6 protein-coding genes and 2 pseudogenes are annotated in these 6,469 nt (G+C 69.0%); 6 read left to right on the top strand and 2 right to left on the bottom strand.

The window, feature by feature from the left end; translation table 11 throughout:
- From K1J60_RS45435 to K1J60_RS45410, 6 genes and pseudogenes are all read left to right on the top strand, one after another.
- Positions 1–1,916, top strand: a pseudogene (locus K1J60_RS45435) (Helicase associated domain protein); the annotation flags it as partial.
- Between the two features lie 290 nt (positions 1,917–2,206).
- Positions 2,207–3,052: an RNA polymerase sigma factor gene (locus K1J60_RS45430; RefSeq protein WP_220644290.1), complete on the top strand. Its 846-nt coding sequence runs from the start codon at positions 2,207–2,209 to the stop codon at positions 3,050–3,052.
- The gene (locus K1J60_RS45425) at positions 3,049–3,255 is read left to right on the top strand and encodes a hypothetical protein (protein ID WP_220644291.1); all 207 of its coding nucleotides are present in this window, start codon (positions 3,049–3,051) and stop codon (positions 3,253–3,255) included. Before K1J60_RS45430 ends, K1J60_RS45425 begins: the two co-directional genes overlap by 4 nt.
- A 315-nt stretch (positions 3,256–3,570) precedes the next feature.
- Positions 3,571–4,101, top strand: coding sequence for an RNA polymerase sigma factor (locus K1J60_RS45420; protein WP_220644292.1), 531 nt, complete (start codon positions 3,571–3,573; stop codon positions 4,099–4,101).
- Between the two features lie 78 nt (positions 4,102–4,179).
- Positions 4,180–4,494: a hypothetical protein gene (locus K1J60_RS45415; protein WP_220644293.1), complete on the top strand. Its 315-nt coding sequence runs from the start codon at positions 4,180–4,182 to the stop codon at positions 4,492–4,494.
- Positions 4,495–4,649: 155 nt separating this feature from the next.
- The gene (locus K1J60_RS45410; protein WP_220644294.1) at positions 4,650–5,135 is read left to right on the top strand and encodes a hypothetical protein; all 486 of its coding nucleotides are present in this window, start codon (positions 4,650–4,652) and stop codon (positions 5,133–5,135) included.
- A gap of 65 nt (positions 5,136–5,200) precedes the next feature.
- Here K1J60_RS45410 and K1J60_RS46760 read toward each other — a convergent pair whose 3' ends face one another.
- A complete protein-coding gene (locus tag K1J60_RS46760) occupies positions 5,201–5,329 on the bottom strand; it encodes a hypothetical protein (RefSeq protein WP_259407470.1) in 129 nt (42 codons plus the stop codon).
- Positions 5,330–5,457: 128 nt separating this feature from the next.
- Positions 5,458–6,440: pseudogene (locus K1J60_RS45405) on the bottom strand (telomere-associated protein Tap); the annotation flags it as partial.
- Positions 6,441–6,469: the final 29 nt, after the last annotated feature.

Below are 6,469 nucleotides of genomic sequence, written 5' to 3'. Positions count from 1 at the left end.
GGAGATCCTCGCCGGGTTCGAGATCGACGTCCTGGAGATCCGCGACCCTCCCCCGTCGTCGGGGAGTCCGAGGAAGCCCGGCGCGGCCGGCGTCTGGCGCTCCTGCAGACCGCGCTCCTGGAACACGCGGCGAAGTGGAACCTCAAGACCGTCATGACGTTCCACCAGAAGGTGGAAGAGGCCGCCGCGTTCGCGGAGAAGCTCCCGGCGACGGCTGCCGAGCTGTACATGAACGACGCCACCGACGACGACCTGGCCGCCGCCGACAAGCTGCCGAAGTCCTCCATCAACGCGGAGTTCTACGAACTCGAGGCCGGCCGCCACGTGCCGCCGGACCGGGTGTGGTCGGCGTGGCTGTGCGGGGACCACCTCGTGACCGAGCGGCGCGAGGTCATCAGGCAGTTCGCAGGCGGCATCGACGCAGCCGGGCGCCGAGTCCACCGCGCCTTCCTCGCCAGCGTTCGCGTGCTCGGAGAAGGCGTCGACATCACCGGCGAACGGGGCGTCGAAGCCGTCTGCTTCGCCGACACCCGCGGCTCCCAGGTCGAGATCGTGCAGAACATCGGCCGCGCCCTCCGGCTCAACAAAGACGGCAGCACCAAGGTCGCCAGGATCATCGTGCCGGTGTTCCTCGAGCCCGGCGAAGACCCCACCAACATGGTCGCCTCCGCCAGCTTCAAGCCGCTCGTGGCCGTGCTCCAGGGCCTGCGCAGCCACGATGAACGCCTGGTCGAGCAGCTCGCCTCCCGCGCCCTCACCAGCGGCAAGCGCCAGGTCCACCTCCAGCGCGACGAGGACGGGCGGATCATCGGGGCCGGCGGCGCGAGCGACGGCGAGGACCAAGAGCAGAACGAAACCGACGCCGCGGCAGAATCGGCCCTGCTGCACTTCTCCAGCCCGCGCGACGCCGCGACCATCGCGGCGTTCCTGCGCACCCGGGTCTACCGGCCCGAATCCCTGGTATGGCTCGAGGGCTACCAGGCCCTGATCCGCTGGCGGGCGGAGAATCAGATCACCGGCCTCTACGCCGTGCCCTACGACGTCGAGGTCGAAGTCGGCGCGACGAAGGCGTTTCCGCTTGGGCGGTGGGTGCACCAGCAGCGCAAGGCCTTGCGGGCCGGTGAGCTGGAGGAGCGGCGCAAGGTCCTCCTGAACGCGCCAGAGGCCGGGATGGTCTGGGAGCCGGGCGAGGAGGCGTGGGAGAACAAGCTCGCCGCGCTCCGGTCCTACCGGCGGGCCACCGGACACCTCGCCCCGCGCCAGGATCAGTTGTGGGGCGAAGGCGAGGCGATGGTGCCCGTCGGGCAGCACATGGCCAACCTCCGGCGCAAGGGCGCGAAGAACGGCCTGGGCAAGGACCCGGAGCGGGCCGCCGGCGCGCGGCGCAGCTGACCGAGATCGACCCGGACTGGGACTGCCCGTGGCCACTGGACTGGCAACGCCACTACCGCGTCCTCGCCGACCTCGTCGACGCCGACGGCCAACTCCCCGACATCGCACCCGGCGTGCTGATGGACGGCGACGACATCGGCAAGTGGCTCCAGCAGCAGAAGCAGCCGGGCACCTGGGCCCAGCTACCCACCAACCAACAGGAACGGCTCACCACACTGGGCATCGCACCGCTCGTGGCACCGACTGCCGCCCCCGCAGCAGCGGCCGGCCGTACGGCGGCGAAGGGCCCGAGCAAGGCGCAACAGGCGTTCCAGCGAGGCATGGCAGCCCTCGCGCAGTGGATCAAACGGGAGGGCCAGAAGCCGGTGCCCCGCGGCCACAGCGAAGAGATCGCGGTCGCCGGCGAGGCGGAGCCGGTGACCGTGAAGCTGGGCGTATGGGTCTCCAACACCCGGGCCAGGCGGGAGAAGCTCACGGAGGAGCAGCTGGACGCGCTGCGCAAGCTGGGCATCCAGTGGGCGTGAGCGAGCCCGCCTGCAGGTGAGGCGCGGCTCTGGCCCCTCAGGATGGGGACACAGGGGCGCCCGGCCCATGGCCGGATAGTGGGTTTCGGTTGCGGGTCCGTGCAGCAATAACGGGCCCGCAAGCTCGTATTTGAGCCTCGCGAAAAAAGATTTTCAGCTGGTGTGTCACGTTCACCAACTTCGCCTGCACACAACCCCGTACAACAAGCGATCTGCTTCGCAGCTTCATCGCGCGCATTTAAAGCAACCGGTGGAGGTCTGAAGCAGGCCAGGACGAGGGGGTTTATGCCGTGAGCGTAGATGTAGAGATCTTCGAGACCATCGACGCGGTGCTGGGCGGGGAGCACACGGCCCGGATCGGGCAGGACGCCGCGCGGATCGAGGAGCTGGCCAGCTGCGGCTTCGAAGGGCTGGCCTACGAGGTGTTCGAGATCGAGCTGATCCGGGAGGCCGAGCCGCGCCTGCTCGGCATGCTCCGCGAGGGCACGCTTGCCCGGCTTGCCGTGAGGCAGTGCAAGAAGCGGGGCTGGAAGTTCTTCGTCCACGAGGACGACATGAGCCTGCTGCGCAGCAGCCCTCTCGAGCGGGACATCATCATGGTCGACGTCCTCACCGAAGCGACACGTAAGTTCCATCGCGACCTGCAGCGTGGACAGGGCTGGAAGGCCGACCACCACGGACCCCGCGGCGCCTGCAGCCTGATGTCGTACTTCATCGGCCAGTGCGTGTGGGTGTTCCGGCGCGCGTACGTGAGATGGGCCAGGCAGCGGGTCCACTGGGCCCATCTGCATGCCGTGTACGACTTCACCGAGGACGCCGCGAACGAAGCCGGCATCGGCGGACTGCTCGAGGCCGCCAGCTACGAGATCGACTCGGAGGTGTTCAGTACGGACTTCGAGGACATCCTCGATGAGCAGGCGCCGCACACGCAGGCGGTCGTACGTCTGACGGTCATGGGCTTTCCCGACGCTGAGATCGCCGAGCGGTTGAAGCTCTCCCCCGCCGCCGCCCGCCAGCGCAGGTCGCGCTTCCGGACGGTCCTGTACCAGGCGGCCCGGGAGAAGCGGATCTGGATCCCGGAACAGCTGCACACCAAGGCCGTCACCCGTCGGCAGAACCAGCGGGGTGCGGCGTGAGCACGCAGAACCTCCTGACCCTGCTTCTGGCACTGGTCACCCTCGCCGCGGTCTCCGCCATCGCAGGCCTGATCGGATACAACGTCGCCCGCGAGGGAGGAGCACCGGTCTCCACGGCCATCGGCCGCGGCAGCTTCGTGTTCTTCAGTGTCATGACGCTCTTCATCGCGCTGCTGGCCGTCCTGGTCCCGGCCCTGACGTGAGACACGGGGGCGGCGGGCCAGTGGCCTTCGTCCCGGCCCGCCGACGCGTATCCGGCCGTCCAGGCGCATGAGCTGGTGCGCAGCGTGCCCGGAAGCTCCCGCTGTGACCTGCCAGTTCACACTTCGTGCCGCAGCCACGACGTCGTGGTTGGTAGGGGCAGTAGCGGCCCGGTGGCGCTCGGTCGGTGTGGCGGCGTCACCAGAAGATCGATGGAGAAGAACAACGTGACCGAGTCAGTCGCAGGGTCAGGGCGACCGCGTAAGCGGGCGCGAGTGATCCCCGAGCTGTTCCAGAACCGTGCCAAGAAACGCGCCATGACCGCAGAGGAGGCGAAGGAGGCGGTCATGGAGCTCCTCGTCACGCACAGGTCGCACTGGCTCGCGCTCACCAGGCGCATCGTGTCGTACCACCACGGCGAGGACGTCCTGCAGATCGGCATCGAGCAGATCGTCAAAACCCTCCCCACGTACCCGAAGGTCATCACGAACCCCAGCGGGTTCATCGCCACCATTCTCTCCAGGCGGGCCGTGGACGAACTGCGCCGTATTCATGCGGAGGCGCGTGCGCTGGAGAAGCACGGCGCCGTGCCGGAGAAGTGGACGGACCCGGATGTCGTCGAGGCGACGGAGGGGTACCTCCGCGTCCGGGCCGTCCTGAGTGAGGTGCTGCCCGAGCGGCAGCACGAGGCCTACGTGCTGCGTCACGTCGGCAAGTTCGAGAACGCCGAGATCGCCGAGATGCTGGGCATCAAGGTCACCTCGGTACGCAAGGACCTGTCCCTGGCGCAGGCCGCCCTCAAGGACGAAAAGGTGCGTCAGCGCCTGCGTGAGCACCTGCAGGACTAGGGCCTGGGGGTATCCCTTCGCGGGCCAACGGATGGCGCGGATCGGTCCGATCCCCTCCGCGTTCATCGGCTGGCCCGAGTGGGGCTATCGCCGATCGCCCTGAACCCCACGACCAAGAAGGACAGAAGCACGACCAAGAACGTGACCACGGATTACAAGCCCATCGAGAAGGAGACCAACCCCGTGCTCAACCGCATCTTGTTCATCGTCTCGATCGTCGTCACTGCCGTGACGTCGTTCATCGCCAGCATCGTCAGGCGCATTCGGGCCGCCCGCACTCCCGTAGCAGTGTGGGACGACCCGACCCTCAAGGCTCCGCAGTCGGCGGGGCTTACCCCGCGCAGGTCACAGCCCGCCCGTACACCCGTTACGTCGGAGCCCAAGAGGGCTTAGCAGCATGCGACCTGATGCCACGTCGAGAGGAGCGCGCATGGTAGGACGCTTCCGTTAGACGATCGCCGTACGGGCCGGGACCTGCGACTTCACAGTCGGGTCCCGGCCCTTCGTCGTATCGGGCGTAGGACGAAACCGAGCACAGGAGCACCATCATGAGCGCCTCCCCCGCCCACCGGATCGAGGTCATCGAGACCGGCTTCGACATGCGGCTCGCCGCGCTGAAGACGGCCGTCGACACCAAGGAGGACGACGAGGTCACCGACGCCATTGCCGCGCTCCTCGCCACGGTGGACACCGGCCTCGACGCCCACGACGTGACGGAGGCGTTCTCCGCGCTGCTCTCCGCGATGGAGGCCGACCTCGACGTCAAGAAGAACGACGTGCGGGCCGCACGGGGACGCGTACGCCAAGTCGCCCACCTGCGCCGCGCCCACCGCCGCCGCCAGCTGCGGGAGAAGGCCGCCCGGGTCGCGCCGCGCATCGCCTTCTACGTCTTCACCGTGATCGGCACGATCGTTTTCGGCATCGCCGTCGTGTTGATCCTGCTCGGCAACCTCGCCGCGGCCCTCCCGCTGTTCCCCGCCGCCGGCGCCGCCTGGGGCCTCGCCCGCGTCATGACCTGGGCCCTGCGCCGATAACCCTCCTGGGCGATAGGCGGCTTCATGAAGGGACGTGCATCATGGAGCCGGGCAGCGACTGCTGGTTATGGGCCGAGCCGACCGCCCGCCCGGCTCCGGGCCGGGCCGGGCCCCGGCACCCGAAAGGCCCCCATGAACACCAGCGAGATCGCCGCGATCATCAGCGGCACCACGTCCTTGATGGCCGCCCTCATCAACCTCATCACCTCAATCCGAGGCAGGTAACGGTCAGTGCCCCGGGCTCCGGTGGCAGCCCGGGGCACCGCCACGAGGATGGCCAAGTACCTCAACGTCCCCGAAGTCCAGCTGCCGCTCCCGCACCTGAGACGCGGATGTCCGGGCGCCAGGTGGGCCGGGCAAGGGCCCGCCACGGCTGCCCGGGCTTCCAGCCCTCCCCGCGAGGGCGCTCGCGCAGCTTGCCGATACCGTCCTTCACGGTCGCCTTGATCGCCGACACCACGATCGCCAGCTGCGGGTCACGCTGCCGGTAGCCGTCCATCGCCGCGAGGAAGTCGGCCGGCGGCATGTCCGCGTGCACGCCGATGTCGGCCATCGTGGCGAGGTAGGCGTCGCGCAGCCGGTTGTACCAGCCGTCCAGGTAACGGCCGTTGTCGTAGCGCACCCACGCCTCGATCGGCGTGACGTCGTAGCCGAGCTCCACCGCGTACGCCACGGCCGGCGTGGCGTACCAGGCCACCACCGTCGGGCGCTCACCCTTCGGCGTGAACGGGCTAGGCAGCAGGTCAGCGTCCAGGTCCGCCCACTTGTCCTTGGCGACCTTCACCCTCAACAGGTCGACGTGGGAAAGGTCGACCAGCCACGCACCGGGCAACTTCGCGTCGAACACCGGCGCTTTGATGTACGACGGCGCACCGAGGCCGACCAGGAGGCCGTTGGCGCCGGCGGCGAAGGCCATGTTCACGTCGACGCCCACCAGGTGCCGAAGGGTGCATTCGGCGTCGGTGAGCGGCCGTGCCCAGTCGTACGCCTCCTCCACCAGGACCTCGGCCGGGTGCGGCGGTGGAAGCGCGGCAGATCCTTCAGCTGTGGGTGCCCGTCGGGGGCCTCGCACGGCGCGCAGTCCACCGGGTCCTTGCCCAGCGAACCGGGGTTGTGCTCGGAATGCCGCCTACCCGTCGCGTCCGGCTCGGAGGCGCGGGTCGGCCGATGCAGCGCGGTCATCAGCTCCAGGCCCGTGACGGCGGTGGAGCCGCGCGGCGTCATCACCCGGGCCGCATAGGTGCCCAGCATCCGCGCGAGGTCTGCCGGCGGCAGCTGGGCGGCGTCGGCCCAGTGCCGGGTGTCGCTCACCGAACTATGGGCGCACCTCAGTG

It is taken from the genome of Streptomyces akebiae, from assembly GCF_019599145.1.
In the GTDB taxonomy this organism is placed as follows: domain Bacteria; phylum Actinomycetota; class Actinomycetes; order Streptomycetales; family Streptomycetaceae; genus Streptomyces; species Streptomyces akebiae.
The sequence above is the reverse complement of the archived record's forward strand: the minus strand, read 5'-3'. Positions and strand labels throughout refer to the sequence as shown.